The organism is Synechococcus sp. OH20 (genome assembly GCF_047502685.1).
In the GTDB taxonomy this organism is placed as follows: Bacteria; Cyanobacteriota; Cyanobacteriia; order Thermostichales; family Thermostichaceae; genus Thermostichus.
In genome coordinates this window covers 39897-65083 of sequence record NZ_JANSIQ010000007.1, presented here as the reverse complement: position 1 = coordinate 65083, position 25187 = coordinate 39897, and the positions used below count along the sequence as shown (strand labels likewise).

Annotated in this window: 17 protein-coding genes; 9 read left to right on the top strand and 8 right to left on the bottom strand. The window is 60.1% G+C overall.

Annotation, left to right across the window (positions count from 1 at the left end; translation table 11 throughout):
- The 4 genes from NW826_RS01645 to NW826_RS01630 form a co-directional block, all read left to right on the top strand.
- A partial coding sequence (locus tag NW826_RS01645; protein WP_414509271.1) for an RNA-guided endonuclease InsQ/TnpB family protein occupies positions 1 to 1306 on the top strand: 1306 nt, incomplete at its 5' end.
- 99 nt (positions 1307 to 1405) lie between these two features.
- Positions 1406 to 2800, top strand: a complete 1395-nt coding sequence (locus NW826_RS01640; protein ID WP_414509270.1) for a malic enzyme-like NAD(P)-binding protein — start codon at positions 1406 to 1408, stop codon at positions 2798 to 2800.
- Positions 2801 to 3341: 541 nt separating this feature from the next.
- A complete protein-coding gene (locus NW826_RS01635) occupies positions 3342 to 4808 on the top strand; it encodes a hypothetical protein (RefSeq protein ID WP_414509269.1) in 1467 nt (488 codons plus the stop codon).
- A gap of 124 nt (positions 4809 to 4932) precedes the next feature.
- Positions 4933 to 5604 (top strand): DUF1614 domain-containing protein, encoded by a 672-nt coding sequence (locus NW826_RS01630; protein WP_414509268.1) that lies wholly within the window; start codon positions 4933 to 4935, stop codon positions 5602 to 5604.
- On the opposite strand, the gene NW826_RS01625 is transcribed toward NW826_RS01630, so the two are convergent.
- Positions 5601 to 7688: a caspase family protein gene (locus NW826_RS01625; RefSeq protein WP_414509267.1), complete on the bottom strand. Its 2088-nt coding sequence runs from the start codon at positions 7686 to 7688 to the stop codon at positions 5601 to 5603. The genes NW826_RS01630 and NW826_RS01625 overlap by 4 nt on opposite strands.
- 262 nt (positions 7689 to 7950) lie before the next feature.
- Positions 7951 to 8829: a lysostaphin resistance A-like protein gene (locus tag NW826_RS01620; protein ID WP_414335634.1), complete on the bottom strand. Its 879-nt coding sequence runs from the start codon at positions 8827 to 8829 to the stop codon at positions 7951 to 7953.
- A 243-nt stretch (positions 8830 to 9072) separates the two neighbouring features.
- Here NW826_RS01620 and NW826_RS01615 point away from each other — a divergent pair, with 243 nt between their 5' ends.
- Positions 9073 to 10983 (top strand): ABC1 kinase family protein, encoded by a 1911-nt coding sequence (locus NW826_RS01615; protein ID WP_414335636.1) that lies wholly within the window; start codon positions 9073 to 9075, stop codon positions 10981 to 10983.
- A gap of 11 nt (positions 10984 to 10994) precedes the next feature.
- Here the strand turns inward: NW826_RS01615 and NW826_RS01610 are convergent, their stop codons facing one another.
- Complete coding sequence (locus NW826_RS01610) at positions 10995 to 11378, bottom strand: hypothetical protein (RefSeq protein WP_414335638.1); 384 nt, start codon at positions 11376 to 11378, stop codon at positions 10995 to 10997.
- Between the two features lie 364 nt (positions 11379 to 11742).
- Positions 11743 to 12345, bottom strand: coding sequence for a hypothetical protein (locus NW826_RS01605; RefSeq protein ID WP_414335640.1), 603 nt, complete (start codon positions 12343 to 12345; stop codon positions 11743 to 11745).
- 261 nt (positions 12346 to 12606) lie between these two features.
- On the opposite strand from NW826_RS01605, the gene NW826_RS01600 reads away from it, so the two are divergent.
- The 4 genes from NW826_RS01600 (at position 12607) to NW826_RS01585 (ending at position 16510) form a co-directional block, all read left to right on the top strand.
- Entirely contained in the window at positions 12607 to 12861 is a 255-nt protein-coding gene (locus tag NW826_RS01600; RefSeq protein ID WP_414335641.1) for a DUF751 family protein, read from the top strand.
- A gap of 11 nt (positions 12862 to 12872) precedes the next feature.
- The gene (locus tag NW826_RS01595) at positions 12873 to 13043 is read left to right on the top strand and encodes a PCP reductase family protein (protein ID WP_414335643.1); all 171 of its coding nucleotides are present in this window, start codon (positions 12873 to 12875) and stop codon (positions 13041 to 13043) included.
- Positions 13044 to 13126: 83 nt separating this feature from the next.
- A complete protein-coding gene (locus NW826_RS01590) occupies positions 13127 to 14644 on the top strand; it encodes a site-2 protease family protein (protein WP_414509266.1) in 1518 nt (505 codons plus the stop codon).
- Positions 14645 to 14686: 42 nt separating this feature from the next.
- Positions 14687 to 16510 (top strand): aspartate kinase, encoded by a 1824-nt coding sequence (locus tag NW826_RS01585; protein WP_414509265.1) that lies wholly within the window; start codon positions 14687 to 14689, stop codon positions 16508 to 16510.
- On the opposite strand, the gene NW826_RS01580 is transcribed toward NW826_RS01585, so the two are convergent.
- The 4 genes from NW826_RS01580 to mraY form a co-directional block, all read right to left on the bottom strand.
- Positions 16507 to 17565: a Photosystem Q(B) protein 1 gene (locus NW826_RS01580; RefSeq protein WP_414509264.1), complete on the bottom strand. Its 1059-nt coding sequence runs from the start codon at positions 17563 to 17565 to the stop codon at positions 16507 to 16509. The genes NW826_RS01585 and NW826_RS01580 overlap by 4 nt on opposite strands.
- Before the next feature lie 335 nt (positions 17566 to 17900).
- Positions 17901 to 21125, bottom strand: coding sequence for a carbamoyl-phosphate synthase large subunit (carB, locus tag NW826_RS01575; protein ID WP_414509263.1), 3225 nt, complete (start codon positions 21123 to 21125; stop codon positions 17901 to 17903).
- A gap of 139 nt (positions 21126 to 21264) precedes the next feature.
- A complete protein-coding gene (locus NW826_RS01570) occupies positions 21265 to 23871 on the bottom strand; it encodes a DUF3536 domain-containing protein (protein ID WP_414509262.1) in 2607 nt (868 codons plus the stop codon).
- Between the two features lie 228 nt (positions 23872 to 24099).
- A complete protein-coding gene (gene mraY, locus NW826_RS01565) occupies positions 24100 to 25113 on the bottom strand; it encodes a phospho-N-acetylmuramoyl-pentapeptide-transferase (RefSeq protein ID WP_414333544.1) in 1014 nt (337 codons plus the stop codon).
- Between the last annotated feature and the right edge of the window lie 74 nt (positions 25114 to 25187).

Genomic DNA, 25187 nt, shown 5'->3' with positions numbered 1-25187 from the left:
TCTGCCCGCCGTTTGCACTGCTACCTCTACAACGCTTGCGTTGCTCACCGACGCTTATGAGTACCGACGCAACCGCCGGACGGTTACTTACCTTGAGCAGCAGAACCTTCTGCCGGAGTTCAAGCAGGCGTGGCCGGAGTTTGCTCAACTCAACTCCCATTCTCTGCAAGCTACGGTCAAGCGGGTAGATTTTGCCTATCAGCGCTTCTTTCAAGGGCTGAGTAAAAAGCCTAAGTTCAAGTCAATCAAGCGGTACTCCGGCTGGACCTATCCCAGCAGTTCGGGGTGGAAAGTAGCCAGCAACGGTAAGCACGGTAGGATTACCCTCAATGACCTGGGCCTCACCCTGAGGATGCGGGGCAAAGCCAAGGACTGGGGGAGGCCTACCACGCTAACTATTGTCTACAAGCCAACTTTGCGGCAGTGGTATGCTTCGTTCACTGTAGAGGTAGAAGTACCTCGGCCTAAGTTTGGTTCCCAGTCAGACTTGAAGTATGAGTCCATCGTTGCCTACGACTTGGGCACCGAGACCGCCATAACCCTATACGACGGGAGTGAGTTCCATGAGGTTGCTAATCCTCGGTTTACGCAGAGGAGTGAGGAGAAAATTCGCAAGACCGCCAAACTTAAGCGACGAAAGCGTGCACCCAGGAAGGGAGTGAAGGCTTCTAGGAGATGGAAGAAAATCAACCGGCTAGAGGCCAAGCTCAAAGCCAAAGTTGCCCGTCAGCGTAGAGATTGGCAACACAAGGTTACCTCAGAGATTGCGCGTCGTTATGACATCGGGGTAACGGAAAAGCTTAACGTCAAGGGCATGACCCGTAAAGCTAAGGGTAAAGGGAAGAAGCGCAAGGCCGGACTAAACAAGTCGATTTTGTCGGTGGGGTTTGGTACGCTGAACCAAATGCTGACCTACAAAATTGAGCAGAAAGGTGGTCTGGTCTTGTTTCTTCCCACGCAAACCCTTAAGCCGTCTCAGCGCTGTCCAAAGTGTGATGCGATTCACAAGGAGTGGGCAGACCTGAGTAATCGCTACCATGTCTGCCCTGCTTGTGGTTTTGCGATAGAGAGGGACAGGGGGACGGTGATGGTACTGTACAACGTTGCTACTAATCAGCAACCGGGGCTGGGAACCAGCCTCGTGAGTCTTGGATGCTTCAGCTCTACTATGGCTAGCGCCACGCTTTGCGAACAGAGACCCGGTACACGGGATCCACGGAGCAACTGGGGCAGAAGAAGAGACAAAAGCTCTGCTGTCAAGCGGGTGAGGAAACCCCACCCGCCTGCGCGGTGGGGTAGTTCATAGTTTGATTGCCATTTGACAGTGACCAGAGGATTCAGTTTTGGACGGGCTCGCCCTGCTGAAGGCAGTTTTTCGTTTACTATTCGTCTACTATAGAAGGCTATGACGAAACTCACCCCCAGCTCCAGCTACAGTATTGCTTTGCGCCTGCGCCTGCCCAACCAGCCGGGAGCACTGGCCCGCGTCACCCAGGCTATTGCCGAGGTGGGAGGCAGCCTCAGCCAGATCGACCTCGTCTATCAATCCTCTGCAGAGACGGTGCGGGAGATCTCGGTGGATGCTGTCAGCAGCGAGCATGCCGAGCAAATTCGCGCCGCTGTTGCCTCTTTGCCCAATGTGAAAGTAGAGCGGGTGGTGGATCGCACCTTTGAGCTGCACCGCGGAGGAAAGCTGCAGGTGGTGGCCAAAAGCCCCCTGGAGAGCGCCGCCGATCTGGCCATGGCCTACACACCGGGGGTGGGGAGGGTGGCACTGGACATTGCCGCCAACCCCGCCGCCGTCTATGACTACACCATCAAGGGCAATTGCGTGGGCATTGTTACCGACGGCAGCGCTGTGCTGGGCTTGGGGAACATCGGGCCGGAGGCCGCTCTGCCGGTAATGGAGGGGAAGGCGGCCCTGTTCAAGCGCTTTGCCGATATCGATGCCTTCCCTCTGTGCCTGGCCACCCAGGAGGTGGAAGAAATCGTGGAGACAGTGGTGCGCCTGGCTCCCGGCTTTGGCGGCTTTAACCTGGAGGATATCAGCGCCCCCCGCTGCTTTGCCATTGAATCCCGGCTCAAGGCCCGCCTCAACCTACCGGTGTTCCACGACGATCAGCATGGCACGGCGATTGTGGTGCTGGCCGCCTTGCTGAATGCTTTGAAGGTGGTGAAAAAAAGCCTGGATCAGGTGCGCATTGTGCTCAATGGGGCGGGAGCAGCTGGCATTGCCGTCACGCAACTGTTGCGGCGGGCCGGGGCCAACCATATTGTGGCCTGCGACCGCCAAGGGATCCTCAGCCGCTCCCGCACCGACCTCACCCCAGAAAAGGCGGCAGTTGCAGTCGAGCAGAGCGGATCCCTGGCAGAGGCTTTGGTGGGAGTGGACGTGTTCATCGGGGTGAGCGTGGCCAATGCCCTGGCGGCAGAGATGGTGGAGAGCATGGCGCCGGATCCCATTGTCTTTGCCCTGGCCAACCCGGTGCCGGAGATCCAGCCGGAGCTGGTGAGCGATCGGGTGGCGGTGATGGCCACCGGGCGCAGCGACTACCCCAACCAGATCAACAATGTGCTGGCCTTTCCGGGCGTGTTTCGCGGCGCTCTGGATTGCCGCGCCAAGCAGATCAACACCGAGATGTGCCTAGCGGCCGCCCACGCCATCGCCAATTTGATCCCACCTGAAGATTTGGATCCCCAGTGGATCATCCCCTCGGTCTTCGACGGGCGGGTGGTCTCTGAGGTGGCTGCCGCAGTAGTTCAGGCTGCCCGCCAAACGGGAGTGGCCGGGATCCCTTGAGGGGTGCCCAGGCGGCCTATTGCCCTAGGTTCCCCTTCGCCAAAAGCGGGTGGAAGGCAGCATCCGCTCGACCGCAGGCTTCTGAGGCGTCAGCCCGTCGGGACAGCAATTACCCGTCCTAGCGCTGTGCGGAAGCAAGCTGGCAGTGCAGGGAGGATGTCAACATACCGAGCATCAATCTTTGGCCTGGGGAACGCTTTGGATCCGCAAATGCGGCAACGTTGAAGTCTGCTTTCTTTTTTGGATCCCTTGTAACTTAACAATCCTTCAAGCTTTCTTCCTTCTTTGTGTAGTATTTTGCGCAGACGTCACTGACTTCATCGATTACCCTGAGTTTCAGGTTTCTAATCACTCGGCACTCCCAATGGATATACGTAAGCCGCTCTGCGTCCACATCGTCACCACGCTCACCGCTGCTAGCATTGCCGCTTTGCCTCAGTCTGACCTCGGCAGAGCCCTCAGAGTGGCTCTGGTGGTTGGAGCCGGGAACGCAGTAGCCTCGAGGGTTGCTTGGTCTTCTGCCCGAGACAGGGATCGGCGAGTGCAAAGCCTCCAAGCAAAGATTGAAGGGCTACAGGACCAGTCTGCGCGGAAGGAGGAAGAAATTCAAAGACTGGTTGCCGATCTGCAAAGATGGCAGGGTCTCGTCGGAGACTTGTCCCGGCAAGTCCAGGCCAGAGAGGAGGAGTTGCAGAACCGGCAAGCGGAACTGGCAGAGCTCCAAACCCAGCTTCAGCAGAGCAGCAAGCAAGTCCAAGATCTGGAAGCGCAGCTGGCCGAGCAAGGGCGCTTGCAAGAAGAGCTCCACCGCCGGGAGCAAAGAATCGAGGAGCTCTGCCGGCAAATTGAGGAAGGCGAGAAAGAACTTTCTAGGCTGCGGGAAGAGCTTCAGAAAAGAAACGGGCGGCTCCAAAAACTTGAAGCTCGGTTGGCCGAGCAGCAGCAGCTTTTGCAACGGCTCCAAGACAAAGATCGGCAAGTGCAAAGCCTCCAAGCAGAGATTGAAGAGCTACAGAACCGGTCTGCGCGGAAGGAGGAAGAAATTCAAAGATGGCAGGGTCTCGTCGGAGACTTGTCCCGGCAACTCCAAGAGAAGGGGGAGGAGCTGCGCAACCAGCAAGTGGAACTGACAGAGCTCCAAACCCAGCTTCAGCAGACCAGCCAACAAGCCCAAGATCTGGAAGCACAACTGGCCGAGCAAGGGCGCTTGCAAGAAGAGCTCCGCCGCCGGGAGCAAAGAATCGAGGAGCTCCGCTGGCAAATTGAGGAAGGCGAGAAAGAACTTTCTAGGCTGCGGGATCAGCTTCGGCAAAAAAGCGAGCGGCTCCAAAAACTTGAAGCCCAGTTGGCCGAGCGGCGTCAGCTTTTGCAACAGCTCCAAGACAAAGATCGGCAAGTGCAAAGCCTCCAAGCAGAGATAGAGAGGCTGCGTGCGGAGCAGCTCCATGCAGACGCAGACGAGATTACAGGGCTGAGACTACAGCTTCAACAAAGGGATGAGGAAATAAAGACGCTGAAGACTGGCATAGAAGGTTATGAAAAGACTCTGTCTACAATTCTCCAGGGAAGAGGGCATTATACAAGGTACGAGCCGTCGGAAATAGATATAGTCTTGAAAACAACCGAGAAAGAGTTTTACCCACAAGAAGCTAAGAGTTTTATTTTGGAAATCCTGAGAGAGAAAATTAATAACGTACACGAAGGGAGCAGAGTCCAGCATATACTTAGAAACTTGGTTGAGAATAACGAAGCAAACGAGGGTGATGATCATCGTCGGAGAATTAGGGAATCTGTAGACAGCTTGTCTTCAGACTATAATGGGTGGAGTGATTATTACAGAAAAAGGTTGGAAGAGCTTGGTTTTGAGGTCATCGCGGAAGATAATCATGTCAGGATTTGCTTTCACGGGGATAGACGCTACCAAATTAGCCTGTCCAAAACCCCTAGCGATCGGGAGGCCGGCCACAGCATTTCTCGGGATATCCGCAACACTATTTTTGGTCTCTAGACAATCTTGAGGCGCCTCAGGCAAATGATCTGTAGTTGCAAACCTAACTTCTTACTTGCCCTCTGAGGCCAAGAAAAGTTGAACCGAGTCCTGGTAGGCTGGAGGAAAGCCTGGGATCCCTGCCATGTTCTACCTACCGTTCTCGCTGTTGCTGTTTTTCATGCTGGTGCTGCTGCTGCCCTTCCTCTGGCTGGGGGTAGCGGTGGACGTGGTGGCGCTGGCAGTGGGGAAGCTGGGGTTCTCGCGGGAGGGGGCGCTGTTGCTGCTGCTGGCCATCTTGGTGGGCAGCTCGGTCAATATTCCTCTCTACCGCGTCAAGTGCGAGGTAACCCTAGTAGAAGACCTGGCCAGCCTGTGGATGCGGCAATTTTGGGGGATCCCGTTGGCCAAGATCTCTCAGGAGACGGTGGTTGCCCTCAACGTGGGTGGAGGGCTGATCCCGGTGCTCTTGGCCCTGTACCAATTTGGGCGGGCTGATGGGCTGTTGATCCTGGCCGTAACGGCACTGGTAACGGTGGTTAGCTACTACGCTTCCCACGTGGTGCCCGGGATCGGCATTCAGATGAATCCTCTGATTGCCCCGACCACGGCAGCCCTAGCCGCTTTGTTCTGGGCGGGGGATCAGGCGCCGGCGGTGGCTTTTGCCGGCGGGGTTTTGGGCACGGTGATCGGAGCCGATCTGCTGCACCTGCCGGAAGTGTTGCGGCGCAATTGCTCGGGCATTCTCAGCATTGGCGGGGCCGGCGTTTTCGACGGCATTGCCCTCTGTGGCCTGTTTGCCCTGCTGCTGAGCTAAACCAGCAAATAGGTGAGGGAAAGGGTAACAGCCTGGCTGGGATCCAGCCAGCGCAGGTCGGGATCCCCTTCTGGCGGACGACGGGTCAGCTCTTCTAGCAGCATCTGCGTCCACTCCAGCGGTTTGCTGAGCAACATCGGCGAACGGGTTATCCCCTGCTGACGGACCATGGTTTTGAGGGCTTCCAAGCTGGCCGACAAGGGGCGAGTACTGGCCACAAACAATAGCTCGGTCAGCCCCTGGGCATGGCAGGTGAGCAGATCGGGATTGACGGCAGAGCGCGACTCACCGGCCACCTCAGGCAGGGGTGGCAAAGTCAGGCTGCCCTTGGCCTCTAGACGCAGTGGCAGGGCAAAGTCCTCCTGGGGCATGGGAGCCAACAGGTGCAGTTGCCCGCTGGAATCGACCATCAACAGGTAGCCGAACAGATCCTGCTCGCCTTCGTTGCGCAGGGTGAGATGCAAGGGATCCCCGCGCATAAAGCGTAGTATGCCTGGCTCGGCAGCAGCCCCTTGGGCAAGCCGTGACCCCCGCAAGGGTTTGCCTTTGGTGGACAATTCCCCCACCACCGCCAGCGGCGAGATCGCGGCGTTGAGGGTAGTCCGCAGGCGCTTGGCTGCCAGCAGATGGGCCAGACGGGGCACCAGCCGCTGTACCGCCGTAGCTGCAGCTTCCCCAGCCGGCCCGCAGGAATTGAGCAGCAATTCTCGCCCCGGCCAAAAGAGGCTGTAGCCGTTGACTTCCAAAGGCTTGGGCAGAGCGTCTGCTTGAAAGGCGGCGGCCATTTCTGGGGTGATGCGCCCTAGCAGGCAATCCACCTGGCGCTCGCGCGGGTTAGCCGTCTCCATCCAGCTATAGCCGGCGATGGCGTTGGTCAGATCCACTTTTTCAACGCGACCCAAGTTGTCTTCCAGACCCACCAAAAGCTTGAGGCTGCTGGAGAGGCTGCGCAACTGCTCCCGCACCAGCGTGCCCACGGGGGGAAATTGACCTTCCCCGTTGGCCGGCTGCACCTGTGCCAACAGCCCGCTGCGAGAACGAATCAGCAGCGGCACCGACGAGGCGGTGGAAAGGGGAGCCAAAAGAGTACCCGGCTGCAGACCACCCAGCGCCGCCGGTGGGATCCCACCCAGCCACACCTGAGCCCGATTCCCCTTCACTTCCTGGATCACGCCGCTGACTGCCACCTGAGGGGGGGTGAGGAAGTAGGGCGGGATGCGTCGAGCCGTTTCTTTGCCCTCTAGGATGGGGCGCTGACAGGCAAACAGGCCCAGCTCCCGCCGGCTGGCCACTTGGTTGAAGGCCACCAGCAGGCGGGTGGCAGGTGTGCTTTCCCATAGGTACTGTGTCAGCAGATAGGTGAGTACTCCAGCGTAGAATCCTGGCCAAGCGGCTTCTGCTGCCAAGTCTTGGGGGGTGGTGGCGGCAATCAACAAGCCCTTGGGCGGAGACGGCCATACCCGCTGCAGTTCCGAGGAGTCTGAGGCGGCAGATCCTGCTCCTTTCACGGCTGGGGGGCGGGAACGCAGTTGCAAATTGCCTCGCACCGACGGCGAGACATGGGTGAAGCCACAGTCCAACAAAGTGGTGATCTGGGCGGTACCCAAGCCTTCCAAAAGCCGGAAAAAGCTGTCTAGCCCCATCGCCGCCATTCCTTCAGAGCCAGACAACAGCAGCACCGGCTGCCACTGGCCTGGCGCCGATCCCGCCCGCCACTGGCCGTAGCCGCTGAACTGCACGACCACTGTTTCCGCCGCCTGACTTGAACCCCCCAAGTGCTCCGCAAAGGCCGCTTGGATCCCACTCGGCGTGGCGGCCCCATCGATGAGGGTGAGAATCTCTGCCGGGTCAAAGCCAAAGCGATTCAGGAGCAGCTCCCGCTGCAGCTCCAAATCGGTCACACAGCCCTGTAGCGCGGATCCCTCGCCGGGGTAGCGGTTAATACCTATCAAGAGAGCCAACTTGCGGGAGCCAGCCGCCAAAGCTTGGCCATAGCGCTCAGCCTGACCCGCCAACCAGCCAGGGGAGAGGCCAAGGCTGGCAGCAACCAGGATCAATGTTTGCAGAAAAGACCGCCTTTCCATGTTGCCCCTCTGGGTTAACCCACTGGCCCAACGGCCACCCAATCGGCGAGCGAGCCACAGCTAAACTTTGCACGGGAATCTATTGCTGCCTATTTCAGGATATCCCTATCCCCGTGGCTTTTTCGCGGGATCGAGTAACAGTTTTCGGCGTTTTTTTTGCATTCCTTATCAAAGTCTCCGCCATTCTCACAGGAGACTCCACAGCAGCGCTCACCTGTCAGGCAAGGGGGAAATCAAGGTAGAAATGCACGGAGATCCACACTCAGCAGTTCAGGAAATAGGGCAAGCGAGCCCCACGCTTTGGCCAATGAAAGCGAACGAAAGGAACCAAAATGAACCCAGACACAACCAGACAAACCAGGCCGGAGTAGAGGTGAAAAACCCCGATCGGATCGGCTTGCTCCATTCCCTCGCCTGCCCAGGATCCCAGCGCCAAGGCTAGGAGATTGTTCAAGGCATGAGCCAGGACAGGCAAGCTGAGGGAGCGAGTTTGCAGGTAGAACAGGCCCATCACCAAGCCGAATACCGTCAGCCCGATCGGGTTGGGGTGCAGCAGGCCAAAGACAATGGAGGAAGCCAGCAGCCCCCTGGAGAGACCCCACTTGAGGCCCCAGCGGTGGAGCAAAATGCCGCGAAATAGCCACTCCTCCGTTATGGGGGCCACCACCACAATCGAGAGCCAGCGTAACCCTTGATACACCTGCGGCCAGGGCATTTCCCTATCCTTTTCCCCCAGCGAGTGGAGCATTGACTCCGCCAGCTCCGGTGCAGGCAGCGACACCAGGTAGAGCATCAACAAAGTTGTGCCCGTGGAGAGCACCACCAAAGCCAAAACCACCCGCAGCAGGGATCCCCAGGGAACAGCAGCCCGCCAGTTGCCCCACAGCCGCCTCATCTGCAAATGGGCCTGCTGCCCCCGTCGCCAGCTCCAAATACAGGTGATGACGAAGGTAGAGCAATAGATAAGGTAGGCCAGCAGCGGGTCGTCCGAGGGGAGATGCAACAGTTTGGCCAAAGCGATAGCTCCCAAACCTACACCCAGGTTGATCAACACGAAGGCCAACAGCAGATGCCGCGCCTTGAGGGCTGCAAACCCAGTTAAACTCGGCTCAGCAGGCGGTAGCGTGCGGGATCCAGACACAAAGGCAGCTGTTGCAATTTTCCCATTCTAGTGACAGCTCACCCCCAGGTGAGCCGCTGTCAACTCCCCTCTCCCTTTTGGGGAGGAGCCGGGGGTGAGGGAAGCGGCGCAAAGCGCTTGGGGAGTGTCTTAACCTGATTTGCAATAACCATCCATCTGATGCAGCGAGCCGGTGGCTGCCTCCAAGAGTCGCTAGGTTGAGTCAGCAAGTTAAGATGTGTTACGGGATCCGTTGGGGTTTCTATGGGCGTAACACTGTCAACACCAGCAGCGAGACAGCATAACTTGGGTTCCGCGGCGGCAGGTTCTCCGGCTTTGCCCATCCCGCCAGGGTCGGTTTCGCAGTCAAGCCTGCGCTACGACCCAGAGCAATTGGCCAGGCAATATCGGGGGCGTTGGGATCTGGTGCTGGGGCGTCTCTTTCAGTTGATCACCCCCTTTTTGGGCTTGTTGGCCTGGGTGTTTTGGGATCGCTGGCGAGGAGTGGAGCAGAAGCATCGCCCCCAACACGCGATTCGACTGCGGGAGATCCTCACGCAATTGGGGCCGACGGCCATCAAAATCGGCCAAGCCCTCTCCACCCGTCCCGATCTGGTTTCGCCCCTGTTTTTAGAGGAACTGGCCAAGCTTCAGGATGAGCTGCCCCCCTTCGAGAATGCCGTTGCTTTTGCCCTCATCGAGTCGGAGATCGGCCAACCCACAGACAAAATCTTTCGAGAAATCAGCCCCGAGCCGATTGCCGCCGCCAGCCTGGGGCAGGTTTACCAAGCCTATCTGCACACGGGCGAGAAAGTTGCCGTCAAGGTGCAGCGGCCCGATTTGATCGGGCGCATCTCCCTCGACATGTACATCATCCGCAGCCTGGCCGCCTGGGCCAAGCGCACCTTCCGCCGCATCCGCAGCGACTTGGTGGGCATTGTCGATGAATTCGCCGGGCGGCTGTACGAAGAGATGGACTACACCCAGGAAGGCCGCAACGCCGAGCGCTTCCTGGAGCTGTACCGCCACCCCTCCATCTACGCCCCCAAAATTTACTGGGAGTACACCCGCACCAAAGTGCTGACGATGGAGTGGATCGACGGCATCAAGCTGACCCAGCTCGACAAAATCACTGCCGCAGGGCTGGACGGGCGGCACCTGATCGAGATCGGGGTCAACTGCTCCCTTAAGCAGCTTTTGGAGCATGGCTTTTTCCACGCTGACCCCCACCCAGGCAACCTCTTGGCCATGTACGACGGGCGGCTGGCCTACATCGATTTCGGCATGATGAGCACCATCCAGCCCCACCAGCGCTACGGCCTGATCAAGGCCATTGTCCATTTGGTGAACCGGGATTTTGTCGCCTTGGCCCAGGACTACGTGGATCTGGAGTTTCTGGATCCCGACACGGATCTCACCCCCATCATCCCCGCTTTGGAGGCTGTCTTTGCCGAGGCCCTGGGCAGCTCCGTGGCCGAGCTGAATTTTAAAAGCATCACGGATAGGCTCTCGGGGGTGATGTACGATTTTCCCTTCCGCGTGCCCGCCTACTACGCCCTGATCATCCGCTCTTTGCTTACCCTGGAGGGGATCGCCATCGGCTTGGATCCCAACTTCAAAGTGTTGAGTGTGGCCTATCCCTATGTGGCCCAGCGCCTGCTCACCGACCCCGCCCCAGAGCTGCGCACCTCCCTGCGGGAGCTGCTGTTTAACCAAGGGCAATTTCGCTGGAACCGCCTGGAGAACCTGCTGCGCAACGCCGCCAACAGCGAAGATTTTGACCTGCAGGGATCCCTAGAAAAAGCCGTCGAGTTTATCTTTTCTGAGCGGGGGGCTTTCCTGCGGGAGCGCCTGGTGGATGTGCTGTTCTCCAGCTCAGGGAACGGCACCTCAGACGGCTTGGCTCATTTGCAGCGTCTGTGGGAACTCCTCAGCCGCAACCCGACCTTTCAGCCGCTGCAGCTTCTGCCCATCGTCGCCAAAGTGGCCGCCAAGCCGGAAGCCCAACAACTGGGCCGGCAATTGGCCTCCCGCTGGTTGCAACGCTCGGCAGCCCGCCTCATTCGGGACCTGCTGCTGCCGGATGTAGAAAAGCCCAGTTCACCCTCTTCCCGCAACGGGATCCCTGGGCCGTCAGCCTCTGAACGTACTGCTCAACTTCCCCTCACGGCCTAGCTCGGCTGCCTTCAGGGGGCAGTATCGCCTTGAGGGTTCACAGAGGTCAGAGCCAGGGCAATCCACTCGCGAAATTCATCGCGGCGGAAAACCTGGGGGCGAGAGCGGGGGCCAAAACGCATCAGGCTGGGCATGCCGTGCTCCTTAAGCCGAGACTGTAGCCAGGTGCCCACACCGGTTTTGCCATCGTTGGGCATTTCGGTTTGGAAGTCACTGTACATCAACAACAACTGGCTGCGAGATTGGAGCACGGCATTTTCTTGGATTAACTTCGGCAGAGAGAGGGCGGTGGCTGAACCTGCCTCTTTGCTGCCTTTGGCAGCTTCACGGCGACGGTCGCGCGGGCGTGGGTTGACACTTTCACGGCTCTTACGGGTTTTGGGTTCACTAGGCATAGAATCTCCTAAACGACAGAGTGGCTTCCCAACAAGGGTCAAAGCCGGAACTCGCAGGCCAAAGGCCGAGCCCGCTGTGAAAGTGGCCCGATGGGTACAGTTCTGGAGCAATCGCTGAAAAGAGTGCCACGTGCTCTTGGGTAAGCGAAGAAGAACTGCTCTGAGCCAGCGCAAAGGGCCAGGATCCCTTCAGCGCAACAGCAGTCTGCAGCGGGTCGAGTTCCTGCCAGCACATCCAAGACTTATCGTCGTCTTTCCTGTCGGAGGCCAGTTTGGCTACCACGAATCCGCAGGGCAGGCAAGCTTGGATGCTACCCCTATATTGACTTAAAAATGGACAAGTGGACAGTCCCCAGCCAAGAACTCAGGCCTGAAGATTTTGCCGCCCGTTGCGGATCACTCGCAACGATTCCAACAACCGCAACTCCAGGTCTTGCAAAACCTGATCCACGTAACGGTGGGCTTCCCGCTGCAGGCGCTCTGATTCCTGCAGTGTCTGCCGCCGCACTTCCTCGCTCTGTTGATAGGTTTGTTGCAACAACTGCTCCGCCTGGGCTTGGGCTTGCCGCAGGATGGTCGATTCGTTGAGAAGCTGCTCGGCTCTGCGTTGGGCCATGGCTACGATTTCTTGGGCATAGCGATTGGCCTCGGCCAAAATCCGATCCCGCTGGCGCAGCAATTCTTCCGCTTCCTCTAGGGCTGTTGGCAAGTTGAGGCGGATAAAGTCCAACTGCTCCAAAATGCTTTCTTCTTCAATGAGCGTGCGAGACCAGAACAGGCGAGGGCTGCTGAGAATGGCCGCTTCCAGTTGATCCAAGGCTTCCTGGACACGCATCAACGCCAGGGTCTGATCCCCAAACGGTACGCCGGCACGATTGGAAGCATCAGAGGGCAATTCTCGCATCAGTCCAGAAGAGGGTGGCCGCGCTGAGCAAAAGGGCAAAGCAGGCAGGATAACGCCTACCATATCAGGTTCTCGGTTTCCTGAATCTACGCGGTCTCCCCTAGGCTCCAACCACTCCCTGTCAAATGGATGTTCTTTCTGATACGCGGAAATGATAGGCTTTCCCCTTGCGGAGGGGGTGAACCAAACGGCGTGGGTGGGTGGTTAACCGCTCAAAAAACCCAGTAGTCTGGCGACTGAGACCCAAGCTTCAGGCGAGGGAGTGTGTCAACGACAGCTATCTGTGGCACACTGAGGAAAAAGGAGTTGGGCTTCGAGCCGCTCATGCCACAACCGCAGCCTCCCCGCAGACTGGAAGACCAATTTGTGGAGAATGTCTCCCGTTACCCCACTTACTTCGTTACCGTTTTGCTGGGGGGAATCTGGGCTGGCCTCCAGCCTTTTGTTGGTTTGTATCGCAAAAGTCCGGCGGCGGCGGCCCTGGTTACACTGGGATCCCTGCTGTTGCTGCTGTTTGTCTATTTCACCCTGCGAGGCATGACAGGGCACACTCTCCTGCCGGCGTGGATGTTGCGTTGAGGGCATGGGGGATGGACGAAGCGATAGAGTGGACGCCAGAAGCAGAGGCGCGCCTTAAAGAAATCCCCTTCTTTGTGCGTCCGGCTGCCCGTAGGAAGATTGAACAGTTTGCCCGCGAAGCCGGGATCCAGAAGATCACGGTGGCAGTTTACGAGCAGGCCAAGCAAAAGTTTGGCTCCTGAGGGATCCCTCCTGCTGGCCGTAGCAGGGAGATTGGGTTTGCCGCTAGCTTGGTAGAGGCGTTCTCCTCTGTTTTTTGCAACTCATGGCAGATTGGATCCTGTTGGCACTGGTGGGTTCTGCAACCTACCTGCTGCTGCAAAAAAGTGTGGCCCGCCTCTCCAAGGTGCCGTGGCGGATCCTGTGGCTGGTGATGATGCTGCCCCCCTTGGTTTGGGTGCTGGGGCGGCAGGTGCTTCAGTACGAAGTGCCCCCGTTGCTGATGTTGGTGCTCTTTCTCACCTCTTACTTTATCAGCATGACCTTGGTGCGGCGAGGGGGCATTCGACCCACAGACCCCCGGCCTGAGGCGCCAGAAGGGGATCCTTCTCTGGCTGCAGAATCTGAGCCGGAGGAAGAGGAAGAAGACAGCGCCGCCGATCCGGTCTCGCTGGCTCTTGCCCACACCCCCATTTCCGAAGTGCCGCGGGAAAAGCTCAACCACTGCTTCCCCTGGAACGTTTTTTATTTGCAAAACGTGGAGTACCGTCCCCAGGCGATTATCTGCCGGGGCAATTTGCGGGCGGATCCCACCGAAGCCTATGAGCGGGTACAGCGCAATGTAGAAAACACTTTTGGCAAACGCTTCTTGGTGGTGCTGCAGGAGGGGTTTGCCGGCAAGCCTTTTTTTGCCCTGGTGCCCAACCCGGCGGCGCGGCGCTCTCTGGCGGATGGTCGAGAGTTGCCTGTGCTGGCTCTGGGGCTATTGCTGTTCACCTTCTGGACCACCCTGAGTGCTGGGGCCCAGGCGGCTGGGGTCAGCCCTGACCGGCTGCTGCATCTGCCCTCGCTGATGAAGGGGCTGCCCTATGCGGTGGGGATCCTGGCCATTCTGGGATCCCATGAGTGGATGCGCTATTGGGTGGCCCGCCGCCATGGCATCAAAACCTCGCTGCCCTACTTCATCCCGGTGCCCTTTGTGTTGGGGACTTTTGGGGCGTTTATCCAGTTGAAAGAGCCGGTGCCCAACCGCAAGGTGCTGTTTGATATTGCTGTTGCCGGGCCGCTGGCAGGCAGCCTGGTCGCCTTAGTGATGCTGCTGCTGGGGCTGGTCTTTTCGGTGCCTGGGGATCCTCCGGCAGTGCCAGAGGGGCAGCCCACCCCGATCAGCTTCCATCGCATCGACCCACGCTTCTCGGTGCTGCTGGCAATTCTGGCTCGCCTGGTGCTGGGGGATCAGCTGCAGCCGGGGCAGGTGATCGATCTGCACCCGCTGGCCTTTGCCGGCTGGCTGGGCCTGGTGGTGGTTGCCTTTAACCTGGTGCCGGTGGGCCAACTGGATGGGGGGCACATTGTCCATGCGGTGTACGGGCAGCAGATGGGGGCCAATGTGGGGCGGGTAGCCCGCTGGCTGGTGCTGCTGCTGGCCCTGACGGTGCAGCCCTGGCTGTTGTTGTGGGCGCTGCTGCTGTTTGTCATCTCCAGCGCCGACGAGCCGGCCCTCAACGACGTCACTGAGCTGGATGAGGCTCGAGATTTGCTGGGGCTGGGGATGCTGACGCTGCTGGTGCTGATCCTGCTGCCGGTGCCGCCATTTTTGCAAAGCTGGCTTGGCCTGGTCTAGATCGAGGTAGGATCCAAACCGCCCCCGACCTCGTTTCCTTTCATGGAACCCAGCCTGATCGTCCAGAAATACGGCGGCACCTCCGTCGGCTCCATCGAGCGCATCCAAGCCGTGGCCCAGCGGGTAGCCCACACGGTGGATCAGGGGCAGCGGGTGGTAGTGGTCGTCTCGGCCATGGGCGACGAAACCGACCGCCTCGTGGAGCTGGCGGAGCAGATCTTGCAGGGATCCCCGACCACGCCGGCCCAGTTGCGGGAGTGGGACATGCTTCTTTCCACCGGCGAGCAGGTGAGCATTGCCCTGCTGGCCTTGGCGTTGCAGCGCTTGGGCTGCCCTGCCGTTTCGCTGACGGCGACCCAGGTGGGCATTGTCACCACCCGGGATCACAGCCGGGCCCGCATCCTGCACATCCACACGGACCGCCTCTGGCAGCACTTGGAGCGGGGGGAGGTGGTGGTGGTGGCCGGCTTTCAGGGCATCACCAGCCCGGCGGAGCTGGAGATCACCACCCTGGGGCGGGGGGGATCCGACACCACGGCGGTGGCCTTGGCGGTGGCTTTGGGGGCAGAGCTGTGCGAGATCTACACCGATGTGCCGGGGATCTTCACCACCGACCCGCGCAAGGTACCCGAGGCCAGGCTGTTGCCAGAGATTACCGCCGACGAGATGCTGGAGCTGGCCAGCCTGGGAGCGCAGGTGCTCCACCCCCGCTCGGTGGAGATTGCCCGCAACTACGGCGTCAAGCTGCGGGTGCGCTCCAGCCTGGAGCCCTTGCAGGCGGGATCCGAGGGCACCCTCATTCTTTCTCCTCCCCCCCGTCCTCGCCCCGCCGATAGCAGCATTGAGCTGGGCCGGGCAGTGGATACGGTGGAGCTGGATCGGGATCAGGCCAAGGTGGTGCTGGTGGGAGTGCCGGATCGTCCGGGCATTGCCGCCCAACTGTTCCAGGAAATTGCGGCAGCCGGGATCAACGTCGATTTAATCCTGCAGTCGCTCCACCTCAGTGCAGCCGAGGGATCCCCTACCAACGACATTGCCTTTACCGTCAGCCGGGCGCAGGCAGCCCAGGCGGCAGCCGTGGCGCGGCAGGTGGGCCAGGAGCTGGGGTGTAGGGAAGTCCTCGTCGAGGAGGCGGTGGCCAAGGTCAGCATTGCCGGGGTGGGGATGATGGGTCGCCCGGGCATTGCCGCCGAGATGTTTCGAGTGCTGGCGGAAGCCGGGATCAATCTCCAGATGATCTCCATGTCGGAGATCAAGGTGAGCTGTGTGGTGGCTGCCGAGCGGGCTGGGGAGGCCGCCCTGGCGCTGGGGGAGGCGTTTCAGGTGATTCCCCATTTGCATCGGGTCACGGCAGCCCTTGGCCGGGATCCCCTCCCCAGCAACCACCCAGTGCGGGGCGTTGCCCTGGATCTGAAGCAGTCGCGGCTGGGCATCCGCAAGGTGCCGGATCGTCCGGGGACGGCTGCCCATCTGTTTGGGCGCCTGGCCGCAGCTGGCGTTATCGTCGATACCATCATCCAAAGCCAGCGGGGCTACCACAATGGGATCCCCAGCACCGACATCGCCTTTACGGTGCCTCAGGACCAGGCCAGGGCGGCTGAGGCCGTGTGCCGGCAGGTGGCCGAGGAACTGCAGGCGGCGGGGGTCGAAGCCGACCACGACATCGCTAAGGTGAGCATCGTCGGTGCCGGGATGGAAATTTATCCCGGCGTGGCGGCGCACTTTTTTGCTGCCTTGGCCGACGCCGGGATCAACATCGAGATGATCGCCACCTCGGAGATCAAGGTAAGCTGCGTGGTGCGACAGGAGCAGGGAATCCACGCTCTGCAAGCTGCCCACCGCGCCTTTGAACTCGACCGAGCCTAGTCGGCTTTGGCTGCCAACAGCAGGGGGAAGTGGTGGGCGTTGGGGGCGTGCATGGCCTGGATCCCCAGGTTGGCGCGGTTGACCAGGTCGGCGTAGGTGGGGATGAACCGGCCCTGGCCGTCCAGGATGGACTGGTTGAAGTTAAAGCCGTTGAGGTTAAAGGCCATCATCCCAATGCCAATGGCTGCCGCCCAAATCCCTACGGTCGGCAGGGCCGCCATCCAGAAGTGAACGGAGCGGCTGTTGCGCCAGCCAAGGCCGGGGATCCCCAGCCGCCCCAAGAAGGCGTAGTGGCCGGCCAGGAAGTTGTAAGTGACTTCCTCTTGGCCGAAGCGGTAGCCGGCATTGGCCGACTCCTCTTCCGAGGTCTCCCGGATCAGGCTAGACATCACTAGGGAGCCGTGTAGAGACGCCAGCAGGGCGCCGCCAAACACCCCGGCTACCCCCAGCCAACTGGTGGGGTGCATCAAGATGTTGTGTTCCGCCTGGAAGGCCAGCATGAAGTGGAAGGTGCCGGCAATCCCCAGCGGCAGCCCTTCCGAGAAGCTGCCCTGGCCAATGGGGTAGACCAAGAGCACCGCTGTAGCAGCAGCCGCCGGCGCAGAAAAGGCCACCGCAATCCAGGGGCGCATGCCCAGGCGGTAGCTCAACTCCCACTGCCGGCCAAGGTAGCACCACACCCCAATGAGAAAGTGGAGCACGATGAGCTGGTAGGGGCCGCCGTTGTAGAGCCACTCATCCAAAGAGGCGGCTTCCCAGATGGGGTAAAAGTGCAGGGCAATGGCGGCTGAGGTGGGCACCACCGCTGCAGAAATGAGGTTGTTGCCCCCCAACAAAGAGCCAATCACCGGCTCGCGGATCCCGTCCATATCCACCGGCGGCGCGGCAATGAAGGCAATTACAAAACAAAAGGCTGCCGCCAACAACGTTGGGATCATCAATACGCCAAACCAGCCGATGTAAAGCCGATTTTCGGTGCTGGTGATCCACTGACAAAAACTACTCCAACTCCACAGCCGCCGCGCAGCAGCGGAGCGACGAATGACCGTACTCATAGGCCAACTCCTAGAAAATTTCAGCAAAGCCCCCTCTCTCTTGGGTTTGCCGAACCGACGTCAGGAGAGCGCTCGACAAGGCCTGGCCTGAGGGAGCCTTCTTCCAAACTAGACAGTTTTCGGGATGCCGACAGGGATCCCTAACTTGCGCAGCCAGAATGTGAAACAAATTGATTTATCGATACAAATAGGCAAATCAGTGTTGCAATTTTGATGCCTTGGTCTCGGCTTTTCCTGGGCAGCCAAGGCCACTTTCTTCAGCCGAGAACTTCGGAGTTTCTTAAGGTGAAGGTCTTAAGAATTTCTTCAGAAAGGTAACCCAAGAAGGTTGAGAGCTATCGTCCAATTTCGGCGTGAAACTCCTGCAGGGACTTCACCTGCAGGGATCCCAACTGTAGAGCCCGGATGGCGGCGGCAGTGGCTTTGGCCCCGGCCAGAGTAGTAACCAAAGGGATCTTGTAGGCCAGGGCAGTGCGGCGGATCTTTTGGCCATCTTGCTGCGCCTCGACACCGGAAGGGGTGTTGACGAGGAGCTGAATCTGGTGGTTTTTGATGGCGTCGATGACGTGGGGCCGGCCCTCGTGCAGCTTGAGCACCTTCTCGACAGGGATTCCGTGCTCGGCCAGAACTTTTTGTGTGCCGGCAGTGGCCAGCAGACGAAAGCCCAGCTTGACAAACTCTTGGGCCACCGGGATCACGGCTTGCTTGTCGCGATCGTTAACGCTGATGAACACCGTGCCCCCTAGGGGCAGGTTTTGGCCAGCAGCCAGTTGCGCCTTGGCAAAGGCACGGCCAAAGTCGGTGTCAATCCCCATCACCTCACCGGTAGAGCGCATCTCCGGCCCCAGCAGCGTGTCGGTACCAGGAAACTTGTGAAACGGCAGCACCGCCTCCTTGACAGCCACGTAGGGTGGGATCACCTCCTGGGTAAAGCCCAGCTCCGCCAGGGTTTTGCCGCTCATCACCTGGGCGGCATAATCGGCCAAGGGATGGCCAATGGCCTTGCTGACGAACGGCACGGTGCGGGAAGCGCGCGGGTTGGCCTCCAGGACGTAGACCTGCTCCTTCTGGACGGCGTATTGCACGTTAATAAGCCCCACCACCTTGAGAGCTTGGGCCAGCTTCACCGTCCAGTCGCGAATCACCTGCAGCACTTCGGGGCTGAGGGTGCGGCTGGGCAAGACGCAGGCGGAATCCCCCGAGTGGATCCCGGCCTGCTCGATGTGCTCTAGGATCCCGCCAATGGTTACAGCCCCGGTGCGGTCGGCAATGGCATCTACGTCCACCTCCACCGCGTCCTCCAAAAACTGATCCACCAGCACGGGACGGTCGGGATCCACCGCCACCGCCAGTTGCATGTAGCGCTGCAGGTCTTGATCCGAATAGACAATCTCCATGGCCCGTCCCCCCAGCACATAGCTGGGCCGCACCACCACCGGGTAGCCGATGCGGCGGGCAATTTCCAGGCTTTCTTCCACGCTGCGGGCAATGCCGTTGGCCGGTTGGCGAATATCCAGCTCCCGCAAGATGCGCTCGAAGCGCCCGCGATCCTCGGCTATGTCGATGGAGTCGGGGGAAGTGCCCCAGATGGGTGCCTGGGCTGCTGCCAGCCCCTGGGCCAGTTTCAGGGGGGTTTGGCCGCCAAACTGCACGATCAGGCCCACCGGCTGCTCAGCTTCGACCAGGTTCATCACCTCTTCGTGAGTGAGCGGCTCAAAGTAGAGGCGATCGGCGGTGTCGTAGTCGGTGGAAACCGTCTCGGGGTTGGAGTTGACCATGATGGTCTCATATCCGAGGCGGCTGAGGGCAAAGGCAGCATGACAGCAGCAGTAGTCGAACTCGATCCCTTGGCCGATGCGGTTGGGGCCGCCCCCCAGGATCATCACCTTCGGCTTGGCGGTGGGGAAGGTCTCGGATTCGCTCTCGTAGGTGGAGTACTGGTAGGGGGTGGTCGCCTCGAACTCGGCAGCGCAGGTGTCCACCGTCTTGTAGGTGGGGATCACCCCCAGTTGCTTACGGCGATCCCGCACCTGAGCTTCGCTGGAGCCGGTCAGGTGGGCGATCTGCCGGTCGCTGAAGCCCATTTGCTTGAGGTGCCGCAGATCCTCAGCACTCAGGGATCCCAGTTCTCGCCCCTTGAGGGCTTGCTCCACTTCCACCAGCTCCTGCAGCTTGTCGATGAACCAGGGATCAATATGGGTAAGCTGGGCAATTTCCTGGGCCGAAAAACCCATGAGCAGGGCGGTGCGAATGGTCAAGAGGCGAAAGGGGTTGGGGGTGCGCAGGTTGGCCCGCACTTCCTCCGGCTTGGGGAAGACTTCTGGCCGGTCGCTGCCAAAGCCGGGGCGGTCGATCTCCAAAGAGCGCAGCGCCTTCTGGATGGACTCCTGGAAGGTGCGGCCAATGGCCATCGCCTCCCCCACCGACCTCATCTGGGTGGTCAAGACCGGCTCCGAACCGGGGAACTTCTCAAAGGCAAAGCGAGGGATCTTGGTGACCACGTAGTCGAGGGTGGGCTCGAAGCTGGCCGGAGTTTTGCGGGTGATGTCGTTGGGGAGCTCCGGCAGCGTGTAGCCCACGGCCAGCTTGGCAGCAATCTTGGCAATGGGGAAGCCGGTGGCCTTGCTGGCCAAAGCAGAAGAGCGGGAAACCCGCGGGTTCATCTCAATCACCCGCACTTCACCGTTGGCGGGGTTGACGGCAAACTGCACGTTGGATCCCCCCGTTTCCACCCCGATCTCGCGCATGATGGCGATGGCGTAGTCCCGCAGCCGCTGGTACTCCTTGTCAGTAAGGGTCTGGGCCGGGGCCACGGTGATGGAGTCGCCGGTGTGTACCCCCATGGGGTCGATGTTTTCAATCGAGCAGATGATCACCACGTTGTCCGCCAGATCCCGCATCACCTCCAGCTCAAACTCCTTCCAGCCAATCACCGACTCCTCCACCAGGATCTGGGAGACCGGGCTGGCCTCGAGGCCGGCGGCGCAGATCTCTTCAAATTCTTCTTGGTTGTAGGCCACGCCGCCGCCCGTGCCCCCTAGGGTATAGGCGGGGCGGATGATGAGGGGATAGCCGATCTCGTGGGCGATTTGCTTGGCTTCGGCCAGGCTGCGGGCCAACCCTGACCGCGGTACGGCCAGGCCAAGCCGCTGCATTGCCTGCTTAAACAGCTCCCGATCCTCGGCCTTTTCGATGGCCTCCCGCTTGGCCCCAATTAGTTCCACGCCGTACTGGTCTAGGATCCCGCGCCGGGCCAGTTCCACGGCCACATTTAAGGCCGTCTGTCCCCCCATGGTGGGGAGCAGGGCATCGGGGCGCTCCCGCTCGATGATCTGGGCCACGAAGTCCGCCGTCACCGGCTCGATGTAGACGCGATCCGCCATACTGGGATCCGTCATGATGGTGGCCGGGTTGGAGTTGACCAGGATCACCTCGTAGCCCTCCTCTCGCAAGGCTTTGCAGGCTTGGGTGCCGGAGTAGTCGAACTCGCAGGCTTGGCCAATGACGATCGGCCCCGCTCCAATGAGCAAGATCTTGTGAATGTCGGTACGGCGCGGCATGGGATCCCAGGGGTGGCAGAGTCAGCCTTCTATTGTAGGAGGTCACCTGCAGGTCAAGTTGCTCGTCGGGATCCCTCTTTTTTGGGATTGGCCCGGCTGGCTGCGCTCGCCAACAAAACAGGCAAGGCCGCTGTGCAACTCACTTGGCTCTGAACTCTTGGGGTTGTAGGTGCCGCAGCCAAGCGTTGACGTTGACCCGAATCCGTTGCCCAACCTGTAAGAGGCGGTGCAGATTTTCGGCGGAAATGTCGCGGCACTCTTCTGGGGGCCAAGCCGGGCAGCGGGGGCCGACCTGACGTTCCAGGGTCGCCAGGTAGAGCTCTTGGAGACGATCTAGATTAATGGGCAGGCGCAGATCCGCGGCCAATTGCAACCACTCTTCCAGGTTGTGGAGCTGTTCGCCAACAGTCTCCAGCTCAAAAGCGTGGGCAAGCTGCCACATCCCCCGCTGCAAGAGCCGATCCAGAACACGGGCTGCTTCTTCCCGCCGCAACTGACACCCCAACTGCTCCGCCTCACGGGCGATCGCCCGCAACTCCATCAGGTGATCCCGCTTGCCCTCTTCTATTTCCATCGCCCGCAAACTGTTCAACAGGCGCTGGTTGAGGGTGATCTGAGCTGCGGCCAACAATTCTTCCGGGATCGGCAGGCCATCGGCACGAAAAGCCATCAGGATCCCGTAATTGTCCAGGTAGGTTTGGCGATAGAGTTGGGCCAGGCGGTCTAGGGTATCTTGGGTAAGCCAGCGCATCATCTGCTGCCGGTCTTCGTCGTTCAGGGCGTTGAGGTCAAAGGTTTCCGGCCCAAACAGATCTTGCAGAGCCAGGATCATCTCCACCCGACTGGGGGATCCGGCCAGCAAGCGGGTTTTCAACTGTTCATAGCTGCGCCGCCCGGCAAACGGCCTAACGCCACATTGAAAGTCCCAGCCGCCGATGTGGAGCATGGCGTAGATCAGATCGTGCTCTTCGCGGGTGCTGGGAAAGGTAAGCTTCACCCGCCCGATGGCCAGTGTGGATCCCCCTATCGTCAGGCGCTCCTGATCCACTGGATCCAACCCATACCCTTGGGAGCGGGGGATGCCGTTAAAGAGAGACAGCATGGCGTGCTGGGCCACCAGCCGCTGTGGGCTGACCAGGGTGGGACGCACCAAGGCGCAGTAGACCCCCTTGCCGTCTTTGTAGAGGTCGAGGTTGCTGGGAGCCTTGCTCAGGCGGTTGAGGAACTCCTCTTCTAGGCTCACATCCGTCACGGCTGCCGCCAACTGGATAGCCCGTGCCGCATAGCGCAGGATCTGCACCCCTTCAGGACGGGATAGCTCCTCAAAAAACCAGCCACAACTGGTAAACATCAACTGGCTGTAGCGCTGCATCTCCAACAGGCGCAGCACCTGCACCTGATCTTCAGCCCTGAGGCGGTGGCTCTGATGCTCCCGCAAAAACGAATCGCAGCGCTCCCGATCCAAGATCACCTCAATGTAGTGATCCCGCGCCAGCCAGGGATCCCGCAGGTAGGCTCTGGCTTCCGTCTCGTAGATCTCGGCAAGCTGATCCCGCAGCCAGTTGAGGGCCTCCCGCAACGGTTGCCGCCAGCGTTGGTGCCACCCACCCACCGCTCCACAGCCACAGTCGCGCGACCAACGTCCTACCCCGTGGGCGCAGCTCCAGGCGGTGACCGGTTTCAGTTGCACCTCCCAAGTGGGGGGATGTTGGCTGAGAAAATGGCTGTAGTTGCCCACCTGCCAGCCCCGGCGAGGAAATTCCTCGCAAAAGGCATAGGCCAGCGTGCGCTCCACTCCGCGCTTGTGGTGGCCAAAAGTCTCGCCATCGGTGGCACAGTTGACCAGATAGGCTTCCCCCTCGGTGTCCGGGTGCAGAGCGGAACGGATCCGCTCCGCCAGCGACTGGGTGCTGTAAACGATATCCCCAAAGCCCAAGTCACGGGAAATGGGGCCGTCGAAAAAGAAAATATCCAAGTACCCCTCTCGGTCGGGGGTAAAGCAGCGGTAGGGCCGCCGGGGATCGATCTGGTTCTGGCTGACATCCATCCATTCCGTTTGCCCCAAAGGGCGAACGCGCTGCGCCTGGCTGGGGGCCAAAATGACGAAGCGGATCCCACAGTCGACCAAGGCTGTAACCGTCGCCGCGTCGATGGCGGTTTCCGCCAGCCACATACCTTGAGGATGGCGCCCAAAACGGTGTTGGAAATCGGCAATCCCCCAGCGAATCTGGGTGTACTTGTCGCGCTCGTTGGCCAGCGGCAGGATGACGTGGTTGTAGACTTGGGCGATGGCATTGCCATGCCCCTCCAGCCGCTCGGCGCTGAGACGGTCGCCGGCCAAAATGCGCTGGTAAACCTCAACGTCGTGCTCCTCCAGCCAAGAGAGGAGGGTGGGGCCGAAGTTAAAGCTCAGGAATTCATAGTTATTGACAATGCGCACCACCCGTCCCTGGTCATCCAGAACGCGGGCAAAGGCATTGGGCCGATAACACTCCGCCAGAATGCGCTCGTTCCAGTCGTGAAAGGGGCTGGCGCTGGGCTGACGCTGAATGCGGTTAAGCCAGGGATCCTCCCGCGGCGGCTGATAGAAATGGCCGTGTAACACCACGTAGGGAGCAGTTGCCCTTGGCCGCGCCGAGGCCCGATCGCCAGCCCCCGCCGAGAAGGGAGCTATCTGGGTCGGCGAGTCTCCATAGCCTGACTGTGCCGCTGGCCTGTCGGAATTCTTGGAGCCACTCGGCATCATAAGATCACACTCCTTAAGCTCCCCCCAACTTGGGTTACAGGGGGACGAGCCGTTAACTTAAATTCATATTCATACGTTACAGCGATCCCCGATCTGCGGCGGTGAATGTAAAAGATTCAGTTAGAAATTTGACAGGCAACAAACATCGGTCAGTAATCTTTGCGTTTTTCTCACAACAGAAGGGATCGCGGCTGGATCCCTTCCCTGAGCAGACCCAAGCTCGCCAACTTACATTGCCCAGTGCCACCAGCCCAGACCCACCAGCACCGCCGTGATGCCGTAGAGGCATCCCACCACCTGCACCTCTGACCAGCCGCCCAGCTCCAGATGGTGGTGCAAGGGCGACATGCGCAGCAGCCGTTTGCCTTGTCCGGTTTTGCGTTTGGTGTACTGGAAGTAGCCCACCTGCAGGATCACCGACAGGGCTTCTGCCACCAGCACTGCGCCCATCCAGGCCAGGGCCCAGAGCTGATCCCCCAACAGCGCCAGCCCTGCCAGAGCGCCCCCCAAGCCCAGGGAGCCGGTATCGCCCATAAATAGCCGCGCCCGGTGGTGGTTGTGCACCAGAAAGCCCAGACAGGCGCCGCTGAGAGCAAAGGCCAGCCCTGCCAACTCCGAATCCGCTGCTGTCAACCCAAGCCCCGCCAGGACAAGGGCCACCACCCCTGCCGCCAAGCCGTCCATGCCGTCGGCAAGGTTGACGGCGTTGTTGGTTCCCACCAACACAAACAAAGCCAGCGGCCAGAACAGCCAGCCCAGGGAGAGGGTGCCTATTCCCGGCAGGGTTAGAACGGTAGGGATCCCTTGCCAGGCCAGGTAGCCGCAAAAAACCAGCCCGATCCCCACCTGGAGCAAAAGCTTCGCTTTGGGGGGCAACCCCTTGTTGGAGCGCTGCCGGATGACCAGCCAATCGTCCAGCCAGCCGACCAAGCCATAGGCCAGCGCCAGCAGCGCCACCGCCAGCCACTGGGGATCCCAGCCGCTCCAGCTCCCGGCCACCAGCAGCCCCACAGGCAAAAAGCTGATCCCACCCATCGTCGGCGTGCCTGCTTTCTTATGGTGGGACGGGGGCCCCTCTTGGCGGATGACCTGCCCTGCCTTCCAGCGCCGCAAGGCAGGGAGGAGCAGGGATCCCAGCAAGGCCGAAGCCAACACGCTCAATCCAAAGGGGACGATCACCTGGGGCCGGATCCCGATCACCAGGGCCGAGAGGGCCAAGCCCAGAGTCAGGGAGAGCGCCATCCCACCCCAGTCCGCCTCTTCCAGATCGGGAAGCGTATCCGCATCCGTCCTTTCTGAACCCCTCACACCTTCAA

Excerpts from the sequence above, each read along its gene's own strand:
- NW826_RS01605 (WP_414335640.1), bottom strand. The coding sequence starts at position 12,345 with ATGGTAGGCGTTATCCTGCCTGCTTTGCCCTTTTGCTCAGCGCGGCCA.
- NW826_RS01600 (WP_414335641.1), top strand. The coding sequence starts at position 12,607 with ATGCCACAACCGCAGCCTCCCCGCAGACTGGAAGACCAATTTGTGGAG.
- NW826_RS01630 (WP_414509268.1), top strand. The coding sequence starts at position 4,933 with ATGTTCTACCTACCGTTCTCGCTGTTGCTGTTTTTCATGCTGGTGCTG.
- carB (WP_414509263.1), bottom strand. The coding sequence starts at position 21,125 with ATGCCGCGCCGTACCGACATTCACAAGATCTTGCTCATTGGAGCGGGG.
- NW826_RS01570 (WP_414509262.1), bottom strand. The coding sequence starts at position 23,871 with ATGATGCCGAGTGGCTCCAAGAATTCCGACAGGCCAGCGGCACAGTCA.
- NW826_RS01610 (WP_414335638.1), bottom strand. The coding sequence starts at position 11,378 with ATGCCTAGTGAACCCAAAACCCGTAAGAGCCGTGAAAGTGTCAACCCA.
- NW826_RS01615 (WP_414335636.1), top strand. The coding sequence starts at position 9,073 with ATGGGCGTAACACTGTCAACACCAGCAGCGAGACAGCATAACTTGGGT.
- NW826_RS01625 (WP_414509267.1), bottom strand. The coding sequence starts at position 7,688 with ATGGAAAGGCGGTCTTTTCTGCAAACATTGATCCTGGTTGCTGCCAGC.
- NW826_RS01590 (WP_414509266.1), top strand. The coding sequence starts at position 13,127 with ATGGCAGATTGGATCCTGTTGGCACTGGTGGGTTCTGCAACCTACCTG.
- mraY (WP_414333544.1), bottom strand. The coding sequence starts at position 25,113 with ATGGCGCTCTCCCTGACTCTGGGCTTGGCCCTCTCGGCCCTGGTGATC.
- NW826_RS01640 (WP_414509270.1), top strand. The coding sequence starts at position 1,406 with ATGACGAAACTCACCCCCAGCTCCAGCTACAGTATTGCTTTGCGCCTG.
- NW826_RS01580 (WP_414509264.1), bottom strand. The coding sequence starts at position 17,565 with ATGAGTACGGTCATTCGTCGCTCCGCTGCTGCGCGGCGGCTGTGGAGT.
- NW826_RS01585 (WP_414509265.1), top strand. The coding sequence starts at position 14,687 with ATGGAACCCAGCCTGATCGTCCAGAAATACGGCGGCACCTCCGTCGGC.
- NW826_RS01595 (WP_414335643.1), top strand. The coding sequence starts at position 12,873 with ATGGACGAAGCGATAGAGTGGACGCCAGAAGCAGAGGCGCGCCTTAAA.